Genomic DNA, 14987 nt, shown 5'->3' with positions numbered 1-14987 from the left:
CCCCGCGTGTCTTTGGGAGCACGTTATGTCTCCCGCCGTTCACCCGCTAGCCCTATTGGGAACTATTTCGAAATAGCCCGTTCGGACTATACGTGCGGTCAGCCGGATAGCGCTAGGGTGCACGCCCACATCGCCCGCCTGCAGTGCGGGCCACGCGCCTGCGCGGCGCGGACAGTTTCGCCGGTTACCCTGGCGCTCATGCGTCAAGTGAACCGCTTCGGCACAGTGTTCAGCCTGCTCGGCGCGCTCATCGCGACTGCGATCGCGATGGGCCTGGTTGCCGCCGGGCTGGCACTGCCCGCCATCGGTGCCGCCGGTCAGGCGACGAACGGCAGCATAAAGCTGTTCAACCAGATCCCGAGCAACATTGACATGAATCCGTTGGCTCAGCAGTCCCGGATCCTTGCCGCCGACGGGTCGGTGCTGGCCACGCCGTTCAACCAGAACCGCATCGTGGTGCCGTTCGACAAGATCTCGCAGAACATGAAGAACGCCCAGGTGGCGATCGAGGACGAGCGGTTCTACCAGCACGGCGCGATCGACTCCAAGGGCCTGTTGCGCGCGATCACCTCCAACGTCTTCAGCAACGGCACCCAGGGCGCATCCACGCTGACGCAGCAGTACGTCAAGGTCATGCAGCAGAACCAGGCGATCAACACCGGCAACGAGGAGGCCGCCAACCGTGCCGTCACCCAGTCCGGCATGGAGGGCTACGTCCGCAAGTTGCAGCAGTTGAAGTACGCCGTGACGATCGAGCAGAAGTACACCAAGGACCAGATCCTGGACGGCTATCTCAATCTCGTCTACTACGGCGGCCAGGCGTATGGCGTGGAGGCCGCCGCCCGGCACTATTTCGGCATCAGCGCCGCGGAGCTCAACCTGCCGCAGTCGGCGATGCTCGCCGGTGTGGTCAACGAGCCGGGCCGGCTCGACCCGACGACCAACCCCGACGAGGTGCTGGCGCGGCGCAACGTGGTGCTGGACAAGATGTACCAGCAGAAGATGATCAGCTACACCCAGCTGGTCGATGCCAAGAAGGCGCCGCTGGGGTTGAAGCTGACCCAGGTCAACTCCAACTCGTGCGCCAACTCCAAGTACGCCTACTTCTGCTACTACGTGATCAACTGGCTGCAGACCCAGCCCGCGCTCGGCAAGGACCCGAAGTCCCGCCTGGCGACGCTGCAGAGCGGTGGCCTGACGATCAAGACCAGCTTCGACCCGAAGATGGCCGACGCGATCGACAAGGAGATCCGCAAGAAGGTGCCGCAGGGCAACTCCGAGGGGATCGACTCCGCCGGGATCATCATCCAGCCCGGCACCGGTTTGGTGCTGGCCAGTGGCCAGAACACCCAGTACTCCAACGTCGCGGGACCGGGCAAGAACGCGCAGAACTTCACCACCGATGGTGAGGGGTACGCCTACGGGTCGACCGCGAAGATGTTCACGGTCGTCAACGCGCTCGAGGCCGGCTGGTCGCCGGAGAAGAAGATGACCGTGCCGTCATACAACACGACGAGTTCGGCGGGCGCTCCGGCACACGCGTTCAGCAGCGCCGACTTCCCCGGCAAGTGCGGTCTGACGCCCGGTACGACGTGGAAGCTGCCCAACGACGCGCCCTACCCACCGGCTGGGCAGAAGATGAGCCTGAAGGACGCCACCGCACAGTCGGTCAACACCGTCTTCGCGGAAATGGTCAGCCAGCTCGGCAGCTGCGACGTGCTGAAGACGACCAGCAAGTTCGGCGTCGAGAGCGGCACGGGTCAGCAGATCCAGTCCACGGCCGCGTCGATCACGCTCGGCACCTCCGACGTGACCCCGCTGGACCTGACCAACGCCTACGCGACGATCGCCGCGGGCGGCAAGTACTGCCCGCCGCGGCCGGTCGTGTCGATCAGCGACAGCAACGGCAAGAAGCTGCCGCTGTCGGGCACCGAGTGCAAGCAGCTGGTGAGCGAAAAGGTCGCCGCGGAGACCTCCGAGATCTTCCAGTCGGTGATCACCGACCCGGCCGGTACGACGCACGGCGACATCCTGCTCAACGGCAACCGGCCGGCGGCCGGCAAGACCGGCACCGAGGACGGCGCCAAGAACATCTGGTTCGTCGGCTACACCCCGCAGCTCGCGACCGGCATCTGGGTCGGCCACAACAAGGCGCCGGCTCCGATGAAGGACATCACGCTGGCGGGTCAGAAGTACGACGGTTACGTCTTCGCCGGTGACCTCGCCGCGCCCATTTGGAAGAACGTCATGGACGCGGCGCTCAAGGGCAAGCCGATCGAGTATTTCCAGAAACCGGACGGCACCACCCCCAAGTCCAAGCCCGCGCCGAAGGCGACTGCGTCGACTCCGCCGCCGCCCACCCCGGTCGGACCGACCGGCACTTACTCGCCGCGCACCTACTCACCGCGCACCACGCAGCCTCCGGTGGTGCCGCAGGCCACGGCGACGCGGCGAACCCAGGCCGCTACGCCGCGGGTGACGGTGCCTCGGACCGTCAAGCCGAAGGCCACCAACAAGCCGAAGGCGACAAGCAAGCCGAAGGCCACCAACAGGTCGAAGCCGACGAGCACCGCGAAGGCGACGACCAAACCCAAACCGAGCGGCAAGTAGCCGCCGTACGACGACAGTGCCCGCTCACCGATTCGGTGGGCGGGCACTTTCGTCAGTGCGTGGGGTCAGCCGCTGAGTGCCTGTTTGACCAGCGCGGCGACCTTGCCGCCGTCGGCTCGTCCGGCGGTCTGCGGCTGGACCACCTTCATCACCTGACCCATCCCGGCCATGCTGTCGGCACCGGTCTGCGCGATCGCGTCTCGCACGATGGTCTGCAGCTCGTCGTCGGTGAGCTGCTTGGGCAGGTACTCCTCCAGCACGGCGAGCTCGGCGCGCTCCGCCGCGGCCAGCTCGTCGCGACCGGCTGCGTCATACGCCTCGGCGGCCTCGCGCCGCTTCTTGGCCTCCTTGGTGATCACCTGCTGCACGTCGGCTTCGGTGAGGTCCTTGTGCTCCTTGCCGGCGACCTCCGCGTTGGTGATGGCGGCGATCGTCATCCGCAGGGTGCCGGTGCGCACCTGGTCGCGGGCGCGCAGCGCAGCGGTCAGGTCGTCACGGAGGGTCTGCTTGCTCGTCATGGGGACAGTCTGACAGGAGAGGCTCAGTGCGTGCCGCGCATAATTGACCGGTCATGAACGCACTCGCCAAAACAACCGTCGCGGTCGCAGCCACGGGCGCCGGCACTCTCGCCTGGGCGTCGCTGGTCGAACGCCACCTCTACACGCTGCGCCGCTTCACCCTGCCGGTGCTCGCGCCGGGCTCGCGCCCCCTGCGGGTGCTGCACCTGAGCGACCTGCACCTGGTGCCGCGGCAACAGCGCCGCATCGACTGGGTGCGCGGATTGGCAGCGTTGGAGCCGGATTTCGTGATCAACACCGGTGACAATTGTTCGGATCTTGATGCCGTGCCGGCGGTGCTGCATGCGATGGAGCCGCTGCTGGAGTTTCCTGGGGCGTTCGTGCTCGGGTCGAACGACTACTACGCGCCGGCGCCGAAGAACCCGCTGAAGTATGTCGGGATCGGCGCACCCCACAAGAAGGGCGCCGACCTGGAGGTGGCGTCGCTGCCGGTCGAGGAGCTGGTCGAGGGCTTCACCGCCGGTGGCTGGGTCGACCTCGACAACGTGCGGCGGACCGTCGAAATCAACGGTGAGTCAGTCGAATTCGTCGGGGTGAACGACCCGCACATCGAGCTGGACGATTACGCCGCGGTCGCCGGCCCTGCCGCCTCCGATGTCGCGCTGACGATGGGCGTGCTGCACGCGCCGTATGTGCGGGTGCTCGATGCGATGAGCGCCGACGGGGCGCGCCTGATGCTCGCCGGACACACCCACGGTGGGCAGGTGTGCGTGCCCTTCTACGGCGCGCTGACGACCAATTGCGACCTGGACAACGCTCGTGCCAAAGGGGTTTCGCGCTGGTGGCCCGGCGCGGCGACGGGCGTCGCGGCTCCGTCGGACGCCGCGTGGCTCGAGGTGTCGGCGGGCATCGGGCACAACAAGTACAACCCGGTGCGGCTCGCGTGCCGCCCGGAGGCGACGCTGCTGACGCTGGTGCCCGGGGCGTGACCGCGGGCGATTTCGTCAAGCCGGTCGCCTCGGAGCGCGCGGGCGCGTGGGAGGCGGCCGGGTTGTCGTGGCTGCGGGTGCCGGGCGGTGCACCGGTCGTGGGCGTCGAGGCGGTGTCACCGGATCGGCTTGTGCTGCAACGCCTTTCGCCGAGCGCCCCGTCGGCCGCGCAGGTCGAGTCGTTCGGCCGGCAGCTCGCGGCGACCCATGCGGCCGGCGCCTCGGGTTTCGGTGTCGGGCCGGACGGATGGACCGGTGACGGCCTGCAGGGTCCGGCGGACGACCTGATCCCGCTGCCGCTCGGGTCCTATGACGCCTGGGGCGCGATGTATGCCGATCTGCGGGTCGAGCCGTTGGCACGCCAGGCGGGGCTCGGCGGCGCCGCCGAGGGGCTGCTCGGGCGGCTGCGGGGCGGCGAGTTCGACGAGTCGGTCGCCGCGCCGGCGCGGCTGCACGGCGACCTGTGGGCCGGCAACGTGGTGTGGACCGCGGCCGGCGGGGTGCTGATCGACCCGGCCGCGCACGGTGGGCACCCGGAGTCCGACCTGGGCGCGCTCACGCTCTTCGGGGCGCCGCACCTGGAGCGGCTGCTTGCGTCATACATCGAGGTGGCGGGGGTGGCCGACGGCTGGCGCGACCGCCTCCCACTCATGCAGTTGCACCTGGTCCTGCTGCACGCGGTGCTCTTCGGCGGCGGGTATGTCGGGCAGGCCGCGTCCATCCTGCGCCGCTACGCCTAGCCCGATTGGGCGAATCCGCGGGTCAGCTTGTATCGTTGCTTCTCGCTGCGTGCGTCCTGCTGGGGCGCTCGCGGCATGCCACGGGGTGTGGCGCAGCTTGGTAGCGCGCTTCGTTCGGGACGAAGAGGTCGCAGGTTCAAATCCTGTCACCCCGACCCAGCGATGTCTTGAGGACATCGGAATGGCCCGGACCTGCATTGTGTAGGTTCGGGCCATTTTTGTGGGCGGGGGTCCGGGTGGTCGGCCGGTGCCGGTTATCCGCTGGTTCACCGACATGCAGCGCGGCTGCGGGATCAACTTTCATGGGCGCGGGTCTCGGAAGTCAGGTTCATGACCGCGCGCAGTTGAGAATAGGCATAACTTTCGCCCCCGGCATCTGGATGAGGCGTTTGCGCTGCGGTCGACCATACGTCGGCGAGCCCGTCCACCTCGCCACGCTCCGCGTAAATCCTTGCCAATTCACGGTCTGTCGCGAACGCGGTAATCACATCGTGCTCACTCGTGGCTGCTTCGCAGAGGGTCCGTAGATGGTCCGGTGTCAAATACTCGGCCGACGCAGATAGGGCCGGCATCAAAGTGTTGGTGTTCTTCCAGCTTTCACCTTCTGCGACTCGCGCAACCGCCACGTCAAGGAGCAATGGCCCCGGCCGACGACGCAGGTTATCGGCCAATGTTTCCGCATCGATGTCACCGGCTCGAGACTTGCGGATCTCACGCACAGCGTCCGCTGTTGGATGGCTGGCCAAATCTGCCGAGAACACACCCGCTTCGACCAGCGCGGTGATCGGCGAAGAACGCATACATGTGAGCAGTCTCGGCACCGAGGCCTCCGGCAGGTAGTCCCACAACGCCTGCACGGGACCAAGTGCACCGACAGCCCGGCGCAGTTCATCCTCGCTGAGGCCAGCGGATTCTTCCTTCTTTCGGACCACGTGTTCGATGGCAGCGACCACTACGTCGGGACGGACCTGATAGAGAGACCACGCAATTTTGGGATAGCGCTCCGCGATAACCTCGCGCCCTGGAGCATTCTCTGGGATCGCCATACACGTCTTGACGATCAGCTCGGCCAATTTTCCCTGGGTTGACTCTCGCGCTCTGCCGAAGTATCGCTCGGCAAGGTATTCCCGTAGACCCTCCTGGTCGTCAGGCCAAGCCGTCGATATCGACTCCTCCTTGAACCGTTCGACAAGCTGCCGACCCGGTGTCGCTGGGAGGCGTAGCACCGTGTCGACCACTGCGGCAATATGTGCGCGAGTCAGCTCCGCTGTCGGCGTGAAGATCAGATCTTCCGAGACGAAGGCCGGATGGGCACACACGTGTCGATCCGCGCGTAGCCGGTCGAGCACTTCGACGTCGCGTTCGCTCAGCAGCTCGAAGTCGTCCTTGCAGACGCTGAGCAATGACCTCTCGAACTCCTGCAACTTGCCAAGGTTCTGCTGAGAGATTGCCGCGTCCAAGTCGAGGATCTTCTTTCCGGCCGCGCGGTCGCCCGTATCGGCGAGCTCTCGCAATTTCGCCACGAGGTCGAACGCCAGCGCAACCCAGGTGCTGACGATCGCAGCACGGTATGCGCCGGCCTGATAGGCCCGCGCAGCCTCAGCAAGATGCTTGCGACTGTTTGCATCCCGCACGGAGGCAACCAGCAGATCCAAATCACGCATAGACCCATGGTTGCCCGAGCGTGGTGACCGAGGGGCCATCTCGGGCGGTCGATCCGACAAAGGGACACCGCGGGGCCGCACAAGGCGACATCGCGACGCCGCCATCCGCGGGGCCGGGGTGCAGTCCAACTCGGCAGTGAGCTGCGCCCAGGTCTGCCCCTCATCCGTCCGGCGGCGGTTGAGCGCGTCGTGCAGCTCTGCGAGAGATACCCGCAGGCGGGCGTCCGGACCCTGGGTCCGACCTGCTCAGTCGCCGCCGAAGGCTCGCTCGACGTAGGCGGCCCGTTCCTCGGCGCTGGCCTTGCCGGCGATGTCTTGGACCCCGAGCTTGAGCAACACCGCTTCACGTGCGGCGCGAGGCACGAAGTTGCCGAGCTTCACGCTGAACCCCTGGCTCCGTGGTGCCCATACCTCGAAGCGAGCGTCTTCGACCGCGCGCACGATCTCCTGCGCCACTACGTCCGGCCCGACCTTGGGCAGAAGCCGTGAGGACGGATGTGTCCCGTCCATCATCGCCGTGTCGATCTGCCCCGGCTGCACGACGCTGAACGTCACGCCGCTGTCGCGGTACTCCAGCTTCAGGGCTTCGGTGAGACCGACGACGCCGTACTTCGTCGCGGTGTAGACCGCGCTTCCCGGCTGCGGCGTCCGTCCGGCGGCCGAGGCGACGTTGATCAAATGGCCGCCGCCGCGTGGCAACATCCGCTTGAGACCGAGGCGGGACCCCAAGATCGCCCCGAGGAGGTTCACCTCGAGCTGCCGCAGCGTGACGTCGAACGGCTCGAGATGGAACGGTCCCATCCAATCGACGCCGGCGTTGTTGATCAGAATGTCGATCTGTCCGTGAGCCGCTTCGGCCGCGCCGAGGAATGTGTCGAAGGACTCCTCTCGCCGCACGTCGAGTGGCAGACCGACCGTCGAGGCGCCGATCTCCTGTGCCGCCAGGGCCGCAGCCTCGGCATGGATATCACCGATGACGACGCGGGCGCCTCGCGCCGCGAACAGGGCTGCGGTCGAACGCCCGATGCCGTTGGCGGCTCCGGTGATGACCACCGAAAGACCCGCCACGGGCCTGGAAGCTCTCTTACTCATCGAACACTCTCCTTGGAAGTTGTCGCGGCGACCTGGGCATCGGGGCGCTTGGCGGCGAGCGTGGTGAGGCTCGGGTGGCCGACCCACCAAACGGATGCGCAGAGAACGCAGCTGCTCCTGGGCGGGCCACCTTCAGCAGGCCCGCCCACGCGCCCTGCTCGCCATGAAGCCATGGGCTCCTTGGTGGACCGGCGCCGCCATACCGAAATTGAACAATCATGTTCTATTAATGTCAATGATGTTTCAAACCTCGTAGCTTTGCTACTAGCGAGACGTTTGAGTACAGTCGGCCCAAGCCAAGGAGGGTCCGCAATGAACGCGACAGAACGCCGCATCCACGACGCGGCTGTGCGCCTGTTCGCCGAGCGTGGCCACACTGATGTCAGCGTCAGCGACCTGGCCGCCGAGGCCGGCGTTGCACGCGGGACGCTGTACCGCAACGTGGACTCCATCGAGAACCTGTTCGCCAGCGTTCGGGTTCAACTTGCCACCGAGGTGCACGCACACAACGTCAGCGTGATGGACGCCGCCCGCGTCACCGATGCTCCCCTGCGCCTGGCGACCGGACTCCGGCTTCTGGTCCGCCAGGCCCACGAGTCGCCGCAGATGGGCCGCTTCTTCGTGCGATTCGGCCTGACCGACGAGTCCCTGCGAGAACTCCTATTGGGGCCACCGCTCGCCGACGTCAACGACGGTATCGCCAGCGGGCGCTATTCGATCGAGCCGGGCCGCGACCTCAGCATCGCCACGATGCTGATCGGCACCACGGTCGCCGCGATCTGGATGGTCTTGGAAGGTCATCAGGGCTGGCGCGAGGCCGGCAGCGACGCAGCCGAGATGGTGCTGGTCGCCCTGGGCGTCGCGCGCCAGGAGGCGCGCGAACTGGCCAGCCACCCCCTTCCGGCCTCCTGAGCTTCGCGTCTCCAAGGTCGTCGACGGTGATTCGCGGTCGAGGCGATTGCCTCCGGCCGCCTTGACCCACGCAGAGCAGCGGACGCCCGCAGCGGGCTCGGTGCGCGCTTACCCCGATACACCCTTGACATATTTTGAACACAGCTGTTCACTTTGGGGTCTACGCACTAGGAGAGCCCATGAGTACCGCACCGGATCCCGGCGCTTCCCCCCTTGGCGTCATCGGCGGCCTCGAGGAGACCGACGTCCTCATCGCCGGAGCCGGACCGGTAGGCCTCACCCTGGCGCTCGAACTCGAGTTGCACGGCATCACAACGCTGCTCGCTGAGCGCAATACCCGAACCACTCGGCATCCCAAAATGGACGTCACCAACGGGCGGAGCATGGAGCTCTACCGGCGCCTCGGGGTCGCAGACGAGCTACGCAAGGTTGCCGTACCCACCGACCACCGCATCAAGGTCACTTGGGCAACCGGCGCCGAAGGCTGGGAGCTCGCCTCATTCGAATACCCCAGCGTTGATGAAGCGCGCGCCGCCGCGTCCGCAGCAAACGACGGACGGGGCACGCTGGAACCGTCGATGCGCGTCTCGCAGATCATTCTCGAGCCGGCGCTACGAGACATCGTGGTCGCCCGCGCGCAGCACGTCACCGTCGACTACGGCTGGATGGTCGAGGAGTTCCGTCAGGACGACCGAGGCGTCACCGCAACCCTGCTCTGCGAGGAGACAGGTCACCGCAGGCTCGTGCGAGCCAAGTACCTGATCGGCTGCGACGGCGGCGGCAGTCGCACCCGCCGGCAGCTCGGCATTGACCTTGACGAGATCAGTCTTCGCCGACAGATGATCAAGAAGCTTGGCCTCGGCCGCACACTGCGCGGGGCCGTGCGCGCATACCGCGCTCTGGGGCACCGCCCACCTGATGGCCGGTTCTACATGGTCCACTTCAGCACCACCGACCGTCGCATGGTTGAGCGATTCGGCCAGGTGTGGCACCTCCAGTCCCCCGAGGGTTGGACGCTGATCTCGCAGGACGACGGCGACACCTGGACCCTGCACACCCCGCTCAGCGCTCGCGACAACATCGATGCCATCGACCCCGCTGCGTTCGTGTGCGAGCAGCTCGGCATGGACTTCGACATGGAGATCCACGTCGCCAACGCTTGGACGCCACGTCTGGTCGTCAGCAAGTCTTTCGGCCGTGGGCGGGTGTGGTTGGCCGGCGACGCAGTGCACCAGGTGCCTCCCACCGGGGGCTACGGCATGAACACCGGAGTGGGCGATGCGATCGGGTTGGGGTGGGCGATCGCCGCTCAACTCCAGGGCTGGGGCGGCCCCCGACTTCTCGAGGCTTACCAGCGTGAGCGCCAGGCGATCGCTTACCGAAACCGTGAATCCGCCGCCCGCAACAGCGCCGTCCGCGGTGCGATCATGGCTGCATTCGACCCGGTGATGCACAGCGAGGACTGGTCCGGCGACGTCACCCGCAAGCAGCTCGGACGCTACATTCTGGACCTGGGCAACCTCGAGAACGAAGCCCACGGCATCGAGCATGGCTACCGTTACGACGGCTCGCCGGTGATCTGCGCCGAAGCGGGCTCCGCGCCACGTCTGCGGACCGATGAGTACCTTCCCGGCACATGGCCCGGCTCGCGGCCACCGAGCGTGCGGCTCAACGACGGCACTCAGATCTTCGACCTATTCGGCCGCGGGTTCACGCTGCTGCGATTCAGCGAAACCGACATCACAGACCTCGCCGGGGCAGCACACGCCCGTGGTGTCCCACTGACCGTCGTCGATGTCCGCGACGACCACGCTCGCGACCTCTACCAGCGTGACCTCGTCTTGATCCGGCCCGACCAGCACGTCGCGTGGCGTGGCCAGTTAGCACCCACTGACCCCTTGTCCGTGATCGACCGGGTACGCGGCGCCTGAAAGGACACCTCCGCTCCTGGTCCTGACCCGCCGCCGGGGCGATCTGCCGCTTCAGCGCCTACCCGTTCTCCTGACACGAATCTAGGAACACGTCATGTCACAGCCTGAGACCATCACCGCCGGACTGTTCTCCGTCCGTTTCCGCGACGACGTTCCCCGCGAGGTGGCGGTCAGTCACTGGGAGCACCAGCACGCCGACATCATGCGGCACCTGCCGCACATCGACGAGTACCGGCAGCGGCAGTTCTCCGCGGTCGACCATGGGTACTGGCCCGCGACCCCTGGCGTCGGCACGACCATCTCACCGGAGTACCGCCTCGACGGGTTCGCTGAGATCCGCTGGCCCAACATGCTCGGGATCGTGCGCACCTCCTTCCACAGCTCGCAGATCCTGCACGACGAGCAGAACCTGTTCCGTCATGTCGTCGGCCAGCTTGCCCCGCGACGCGGCCGCTGGTGGCCCGATGAGAGCACCAGCCAGATCGGACAACACACCGCAGTCATGCTGCGCCGCCGGCAAGGCGCCAGCCGGGGCGCCTTTGCGCGCTTCGTGCACGACGAACTGGGACCAGCCCTCCACGAAGCAGGCGCGCGCGATCTGCGCACGTACACCTTCGTTCCCTCCTCCAAGGTCGCCGCGACCTCACCGGGTGTCTCACATCAGTACGCCGTCGAGCGACGAATTCACGGGGGTGTCAGCTTCGGTCTCAACGACCGCGGTGCCGTCGACAGCGTGCTCCAGCACCCGTCGGTTGCAGCGGTCATCGAGGGTCAGTCCGAAGTGCTCACCGGCGCCTACGCCTACACGATTGAGCGCTCCGACACCGTGATCGACAACGTCGTTCGCCACGACCGCGGCAGGCACGCGTGAAGCAAGGCGAACTCGCACCTGCCAGGGTGCACCTGCAGTAGCCCCGAGAGCGACCGTTGGCACGCTGCAGTCAGAGTGCCGCAAGATCCTCGGCGGTCACCGGGTGGATGAAGCGCGCCGCCGGCAGCGCGAGCCATTGCGTGACGCGCATGGCGAGCGCCATGTCGGCCTCGCGGGCGGTGCGCAGATTGGTCAGCCGGGCCGGCGTGCAGTCCAACTCGGCGGCGAGTTGCGCCCAGGTCAGACCCTCGTCATTGCGGCGGCGGTTGAGCGCGTCGTGCAACTGTGGCAGGTCCCAGCGCAGGCGGGCCTCCGGGCCGGCCGCCGGCAGGGTCGGGTCATCCGTGGCACTGCTGGCGCCGGTGAGGAAGTCCTCCGGCGGCCGGTCCAGCCAGCGCAGCATGTAGAGCGCGTACTGGCAGGAGGTCGCCCCGCGCCCGCGCAGCCGGCCGACGGCGCCGCCGCACAACGGGTGCCCCGGCAGGACGGCGTTGAGGTCGGCCGACTGCTGCCACAGGAGGTCGGCGACGTCATACCAATTGAGATCGAGCCGAGCGCGCTCGGCGTCGAGGGCGTCGACGAACGCATCCATGTCCCACTCGGCACGCGCTGCCATCGGTCAACACCTTCGTCAGGGCCATCCGGGTGGCCAGGACTGACTCTGCCATCTTCACGCTAGACGGTCGGCGAGCTTGAGCCACACCACGCCGGCGATGATGACCGCGAGCCAACCCGCCTTCGCCACAGACAGCGACTCGTCGAAGAACACCGGTCCGAACAGTGCGGCACCGACGGCGCCGATGCCGGCCCATACGGCATACCCGATGCCGACCTCGATGGTGCGCAGGGCCCGGCTGAGCGCCCAGAGGGTGAGCAGGAAGAAGACCACTGCGACCAGCGACCAGGTCCACCGGGTGAAGCCGCGACTGCCGCCGACCGAGAGGGCGTAGCCGACCTCGAAGGCGCCCGCCAGCAGCAGCGTCAGCCAGGCGTTGCGTTGTGCCACCCGGTCCATCACGCACCGCCGGTCAGCTGCAGCCCGACGACACCGCCGATGACGAGTGCGATGCCGGCGGCCTTCGCCCAGGTGAGGCGCTGCCCGAAGAGCACCGCACCGAGGACCGTGATGCCGACCCCGGCGAGCGAGGTCCACAACGCGTAGCCGACGCCGACGTCGAAGGTGAGCAGCGCGCGGCTGAGGAAGTAGGTGCCGAGACCGCCGGTGACGAGCGTTGCGATCGTCCAGCCGCGGCTGGTGAAACCCTGTGCCTTGCCAGCGCTGATCGCGACCGCGATCTCGAACAGCACCGCGATTGCCAAATAGATCCATTCCATGCCGGCCACTGTCAGACCTGACACCGGTGTCAGATGCAAGACTTGAGGCGCACGCGACGGGAGGTCTTATGCGCATCGGTGAACTCGCACATGCCAGCGGTGTCAGCGCGCGCTCGCTGCGCTATTACGAGGAGCAGGGCCTGATCGGGTCGGAGCGTACGCCGGGCGGCTGGCGCGACTTCGAGCCGGACACGGTCGAGCGGGTGGTGCTGATCCAGCACCTGCTCGCGGCCGGACTGTGCACCGTGACGATCGGCGAACTCCTGCCCTGTCTGGAGGCTCCCGCGCACGAACGCACCGGGGCGATGGAAGAACTGCTTCGTCAGGAGGTCGATCGCCTCCAGGACAAGCGCCGCGAGATCGACCGTGAACTCGACGTACTCCAAACCCTGCGTCGCGACGTGACGCTCGCCCCGCGGGCAGCGGGCTGAACGGATCATGTCTCTGCAGGGCGGGGCCCGGACTACCGACGCGGCATACGAGAAACAGCCGGTCGCCTGAGATGGGAAATGCGCCACACGGATTCCGCTACGAGCAGACGGGTGACGACGTCGTTATCTATCACCACGGCCGCCGGGCAACGACCTTGCGGGGCAACGCCGCCGCCAAGTTTCTCGCCTCGGCAGGTGCCGGCGACGAGCAGCTGCTGATGGCACGCGCGACCGGCAACTACAAGCACGGCAACGAACGCCGCTCCAAGCGCCGCTGACCCAACTCACTAGGCGAACCCCGCGACGAAACGCTCCCGATCGACGGCAGCGCGGGTGATCCGGCCCGCGCCGACGACCGTGCCCTCCTGGTCGACCGCCTCGACGGTGAACTCCAAGCGTTTGCCGGCACGTTCGCGCTCGGTGACGCTCACCTCGACCGACCCGCCGACCGCGGTCGGCGCACGGTGCTGGACCTCGATCGCGGTCCCGACCGATGTCTCACCGGCCTGCAGCAACTCGGCCGCGGCCTCGACCGTCGCTGCCTCCAGCCAGGCGATCAGCCGGGGTGTGCCGAGCACCGGCACGTCCCCGCTGCCGAGCGCGATCGCGGTGTCGGCCCCGGTCACCTCGTGTCGCATGCTTCGACGGTAGTCGGTGCCGAGTGAGCCGCACAGACGACGGCGCGACGTCATACGCTGCAAGTTCGAAGACCACCGCACCTCGACGGAGGAACCCCGCGATGAACAAGCACACCCGGGAGACGCTCGACAAGATCGTCGGATCGCCCGCGCCGCGCAACCTGGAGTGGCCCAAGTTCGTGACGCTCTGGGAGGACCTCGCCGACGAGGTCGACAACGAGTCCGGCGACCGGCTCGCGGTGAAACTCAACGGCCACCGCGTCGTGTTCCACCGGCCGCACGACGGAGTCGTCTCGATCGAGGACGTCGAGCAGGCCCGGCACCTGCTGCGCGACCACCCGGACGTGCACGGCACCGGCGACCTGCTCGTGGTGACCATCGACGAGAAGGAAGCGCGGATCCTCGACTTCAACCTCGACACCACCGGCACGTCCGACACTGAGCGCGACGTGCGCGACACCCAGTCAGCAGGTCGGCACCTACGCACGGTCGAGCGGCACACCGGCCGCGAGGACGAGCAGGACCTGGGCCGATTCTTCGACCAGCTCGGCGCCGAACTCGAGGGTCTGACCCGCGACCACCGCTTCGTCGTCTTCGGCCACGGTCGCGGAAAGGCCGACGCCGCAGCGCAATTCGTCGACCGACTGCGCAAGAAGCACCCGCCGGTCGCCAAGCAGCTCGCCGGCGTCGGCTCCATCGACCTCAGCGCTGCCAGCGACACCGACCTTGAGCAGGCCGCTCTCACCCTGCTCAATAGCGGCGCGCGCTGACCAACGGCAGCACCACCCACACCAACACCGCCGCAACCAGCCCGACCGCCGCGACCACGATCGCGGCGGTCGTGCTGACCACGACGGAGAAGACGAGCGCGGCGACCGCCAGCATCGCCGCACCGAAGACCACCAGCCCGGCGCGGGCCATCATGTGCGCGTGCTCGACCAGCGCTGCCTTCTCGTGCTTGCGGAACAGAATCCGGTGCGAACTCACCGGCGCCACCAGCAGCACCGTCGCCAGCAACGACAGGCACAGCGAGACCAGGTAGAGCACGCGCTGGTTGTCGCTCAACCGGTCGAACCGGCCGCTGAACGGCACCGTCAGCAGGAAGCCCGACATCACCTGGATGCCGGTCTGGGTGACCCGAAGCTCCTGGAGCAACTCGTTCCAGTTGCGGTCACTGCGCTGCGCGGGCGTCTCGTGTCGCTCCGGCGTCGGCATACCCACCTCCGTCAGCTGTATGGCGCATCGGCCTTCCCGAC

The 14987-nt window shown here is 67.2% G+C and carries 17 protein-coding genes and 1 tRNA gene; 10 read left to right on the top strand and 8 right to left on the bottom strand.

Annotated features, from left to right (window positions below; genetic code table 11):
- Positions 1–198 precede the first annotated feature (198 nt).
- Complete coding sequence (locus N2M23_RS02905; RefSeq protein ID WP_265443139.1) at positions 199–2610, top strand: transglycosylase domain-containing protein; 2412 nt, start codon at positions 199–201, stop codon at positions 2608–2610.
- A gap of 65 nt (positions 2611–2675) precedes the next feature.
- Here N2M23_RS02905 and N2M23_RS02900 read toward each other — a convergent pair whose 3' ends face one another.
- Positions 2676–3128, bottom strand: coding sequence for a GatB/YqeY domain-containing protein (locus N2M23_RS02900; RefSeq protein WP_265443137.1), 453 nt, complete (start codon positions 3126–3128; stop codon positions 2676–2678).
- A gap of 53 nt (positions 3129–3181) precedes the next feature.
- Between N2M23_RS02900 and N2M23_RS02895 the strand changes: the two genes are divergently transcribed.
- The 3 genes from N2M23_RS02895 (at position 3182) to N2M23_RS02885 (ending at position 5012) form a co-directional block, all read left to right on the top strand.
- Positions 3182–4117: a metallophosphoesterase gene (locus N2M23_RS02895; RefSeq protein WP_265443135.1), complete on the top strand. Its 936-nt coding sequence runs from the start codon at positions 3182–3184 to the stop codon at positions 4115–4117.
- Positions 4114–4857 carry a fructosamine kinase family protein gene (locus N2M23_RS02890; protein WP_265443133.1) on the top strand — a complete coding sequence of 248 codons (744 nt, stop codon included), beginning with the start codon at positions 4114–4116 and terminating at the stop codon, positions 4855–4857. The genes N2M23_RS02895 and N2M23_RS02890 overlap by 4 nt, the downstream gene beginning before the upstream one ends.
- Positions 4858–4938: 81 nt before the next feature.
- A tRNA-Pro gene (locus tag N2M23_RS02885) sits at positions 4939–5012 on the top strand.
- A 138-nt stretch (positions 5013–5150) separates the two neighbouring features.
- On the opposite strand, the gene N2M23_RS02880 is transcribed toward N2M23_RS02885, so the two are convergent.
- Positions 5151–6521 (bottom strand): hypothetical protein, encoded by a 1371-nt coding sequence (locus N2M23_RS02880; protein ID WP_265443131.1) that lies wholly within the window; start codon positions 6519–6521, stop codon positions 5151–5153.
- 246 nt (positions 6522–6767) lie between these two features.
- On the bottom strand, positions 6768–7613 hold the full coding sequence (locus tag N2M23_RS02875) for an SDR family NAD(P)-dependent oxidoreductase (RefSeq protein ID WP_265443129.1): 846 nt from the start codon (positions 7611–7613) through the stop codon (positions 6768–6770).
- A 312-nt stretch (positions 7614–7925) separates the two neighbouring features.
- Between N2M23_RS02875 and N2M23_RS02870 the strand changes: the two genes are divergently transcribed.
- The 3 genes from N2M23_RS02870 to N2M23_RS02860 all read left to right on the top strand — a co-directional run bounded on the left by N2M23_RS02870 (position 7926) and on the right by N2M23_RS02860 (position 11327).
- Positions 7926–8525 carry a TetR/AcrR family transcriptional regulator gene (locus N2M23_RS02870; RefSeq protein ID WP_265443128.1) on the top strand — a complete coding sequence of 200 codons (600 nt, stop codon included), beginning with the start codon at positions 7926–7928 and terminating at the stop codon, positions 8523–8525.
- Between the two features lie 179 nt (positions 8526–8704).
- A complete protein-coding gene (locus N2M23_RS02865; RefSeq protein WP_265443126.1) occupies positions 8705–10456 on the top strand; it encodes an FAD-dependent monooxygenase in 1752 nt (583 codons plus the stop codon).
- Between the two features lie 94 nt (positions 10457–10550).
- A complete protein-coding gene (locus N2M23_RS02860; RefSeq protein ID WP_265443125.1) occupies positions 10551–11327 on the top strand; it encodes a hypothetical protein in 777 nt (258 codons plus the stop codon).
- A gap of 70 nt (positions 11328–11397) precedes the next feature.
- Here the strand turns inward: N2M23_RS02860 and N2M23_RS02855 are convergent, their stop codons facing one another.
- The 3 genes from N2M23_RS02855 to N2M23_RS02845 are packed head-to-tail and all read right to left on the bottom strand — an operon-like array spanning position 11398 to position 12662.
- The gene (locus tag N2M23_RS02855; protein WP_265443124.1) at positions 11398–11943 is read right to left on the bottom strand and encodes a hypothetical protein; all 546 of its coding nucleotides are present in this window, start codon (positions 11941–11943) and stop codon (positions 11398–11400) included.
- A 54-nt stretch (positions 11944–11997) separates the two neighbouring features.
- Positions 11998–12333 carry a DMT family transporter gene (locus tag N2M23_RS02850; protein WP_265443122.1) on the bottom strand — a complete coding sequence of 112 codons (336 nt, stop codon included), beginning with the start codon at positions 12331–12333 and terminating at the stop codon, positions 11998–12000.
- Between the two features lie 8 nt (positions 12334–12341).
- On the bottom strand, positions 12342–12662 hold the full coding sequence (locus N2M23_RS02845; RefSeq protein WP_265443120.1) for a DMT family transporter: 321 nt from the start codon (positions 12660–12662) through the stop codon (positions 12342–12344).
- A gap of 68 nt (positions 12663–12730) precedes the next feature.
- Here N2M23_RS02845 and N2M23_RS02840 point away from each other — a divergent pair, with 68 nt between their 5' ends.
- Together N2M23_RS02840 and N2M23_RS02835 are read left to right on the top strand one after the other, a co-directional pair.
- On the top strand, positions 12731–13093 hold the full coding sequence (locus N2M23_RS02840) for a MerR family transcriptional regulator (RefSeq protein WP_265443119.1): 363 nt from the start codon (positions 12731–12733) through the stop codon (positions 13091–13093).
- 71 nt (positions 13094–13164) lie between these two features.
- Positions 13165–13371 (top strand): hypothetical protein, encoded by a 207-nt coding sequence (locus N2M23_RS02835; RefSeq protein ID WP_265443118.1) that lies wholly within the window; start codon positions 13165–13167, stop codon positions 13369–13371.
- Positions 13372–13380: 9 nt separating this feature from the next.
- On the opposite strand, the gene N2M23_RS02830 is transcribed toward N2M23_RS02835, so the two are convergent.
- The gene (locus N2M23_RS02830; RefSeq protein WP_265443117.1) at positions 13381–13731 is read right to left on the bottom strand and encodes a thioesterase family protein; all 351 of its coding nucleotides are present in this window, start codon (positions 13729–13731) and stop codon (positions 13381–13383) included.
- Between the two features lie 101 nt (positions 13732–13832).
- Here N2M23_RS02830 and N2M23_RS02825 point away from each other — a divergent pair, with 101 nt between their 5' ends.
- Complete coding sequence (locus tag N2M23_RS02825; RefSeq protein ID WP_265443116.1) at positions 13833–14501, top strand: hypothetical protein; 669 nt, start codon at positions 13833–13835, stop codon at positions 14499–14501.
- On the opposite strand, the gene N2M23_RS02820 is transcribed toward N2M23_RS02825, so the two are convergent.
- The gene (locus N2M23_RS02820; RefSeq protein ID WP_265443115.1) at positions 14482–14946 is read right to left on the bottom strand and encodes a DUF6328 family protein; all 465 of its coding nucleotides are present in this window, start codon (positions 14944–14946) and stop codon (positions 14482–14484) included. The two genes, N2M23_RS02825 and N2M23_RS02820, sit on opposite strands and share 20 nt — an antisense overlap.
- Between the last annotated feature and the right edge of the window lie 41 nt (positions 14947–14987).

This window comes from Flexivirga meconopsidis, assembly GCF_026162425.1.
GTDB classification, from domain to species: Bacteria; Actinomycetota; Actinomycetes; order Actinomycetales; family Dermatophilaceae; genus Flexivirga; species Flexivirga meconopsidis.
This window is presented reverse-complemented; position numbering and strand designations above follow the sequence as displayed.

Coding starts and splice junctions, on each gene's coding strand:
- N2M23_RS02905 (WP_265443139.1), top strand. CDS start 199: ATGCGTCAAGTGAACCGCTTCGGCACAGTGTTCAGCCTGCTCGGCGCG.
- N2M23_RS02900 (WP_265443137.1), bottom strand. CDS start 3,128: ATGACGAGCAAGCAGACCCTCCGTGACGACCTGACCGCTGCGCTGCGC.
- N2M23_RS02895 (WP_265443135.1), top strand. CDS start 3,182: ATGAACGCACTCGCCAAAACAACCGTCGCGGTCGCAGCCACGGGCGCC.
- N2M23_RS02880 (WP_265443131.1), bottom strand. CDS start 6,521: ATGCGTGATTTGGATCTGCTGGTTGCCTCCGTGCGGGATGCAAACAGT.
- N2M23_RS02875 (WP_265443129.1), bottom strand. CDS start 7,613: ATGAGTAAGAGAGCTTCCAGGCCCGTGGCGGGTCTTTCGGTGGTCATC.
- N2M23_RS02870 (WP_265443128.1), top strand. CDS start 7,926: ATGAACGCGACAGAACGCCGCATCCACGACGCGGCTGTGCGCCTGTTC.
- N2M23_RS02865 (WP_265443126.1), top strand. CDS start 8,705: ATGAGTACCGCACCGGATCCCGGCGCTTCCCCCCTTGGCGTCATCGGC.
- N2M23_RS02860 (WP_265443125.1), top strand. CDS start 10,551: ATGTCACAGCCTGAGACCATCACCGCCGGACTGTTCTCCGTCCGTTTC.
- N2M23_RS02855 (WP_265443124.1), bottom strand. CDS start 11,943: ATGGCAGCGCGTGCCGAGTGGGACATGGATGCGTTCGTCGACGCCCTC.
- N2M23_RS02845 (WP_265443120.1), bottom strand. CDS start 12,662: ATGGAATGGATCTATTTGGCAATCGCGGTGCTGTTCGAGATCGCGGTC.
- N2M23_RS02840 (WP_265443119.1), top strand. CDS start 12,731: ATGCGCATCGGTGAACTCGCACATGCCAGCGGTGTCAGCGCGCGCTCG.
- N2M23_RS02835 (WP_265443118.1), top strand. CDS start 13,165: ATGGGAAATGCGCCACACGGATTCCGCTACGAGCAGACGGGTGACGAC.
- N2M23_RS02830 (WP_265443117.1), bottom strand. CDS start 13,731: ATGCGACACGAGGTGACCGGGGCCGACACCGCGATCGCGCTCGGCAGC.
- N2M23_RS02825 (WP_265443116.1), top strand. CDS start 13,833: ATGAACAAGCACACCCGGGAGACGCTCGACAAGATCGTCGGATCGCCC.
- N2M23_RS02820 (WP_265443115.1), bottom strand. CDS start 14,946: ATGCCGACGCCGGAGCGACACGAGACGCCCGCGCAGCGCAGTGACCGC.